At 58.7% G+C, this 201-nt stretch carries 1 protein-coding gene; it reads left to right on the top strand.

The window, feature by feature from the left end; translation table 11 throughout:
• Window positions 1-201, top strand: a 201-nt coding sequence (locus AB4513_RS24420; RefSeq protein WP_372193458.1) for a hypothetical protein, incomplete at both ends; no start/stop codon positions are given.

The following is a 201-nucleotide window of genomic DNA, read 5'->3' as shown; positions in this document are numbered from 1 at the left end:
CATCTTCGAAGGCGATGAAACCTTCACGGTGACGGCGAAGACCAGCACGCAACAAGCAGCGGAAAGTGGCACAGTCACGATCCAAGACAACGATGGCACGCCAACAGTCACGGGCGTGACCAACAGCGCGGGCGCGGCGGGCATTAATGTAGCGGAAGGTGCGGTCGCGGACATCAAAGTGACGCTGAGCAACGAAAGCAA

Source organism: Vibrio sp. 10N.222.54.E6 (assembly GCF_041473955.1).
In the GTDB taxonomy this organism is placed as follows: Bacteria; Pseudomonadota; Gammaproteobacteria; order Enterobacterales; family Vibrionaceae; genus Vibrio; species Vibrio tasmaniensis_A.
The sequence above is the reverse complement of the archived record's forward strand: the minus strand, read 5'-3'. Positions and strand labels throughout refer to the sequence as shown.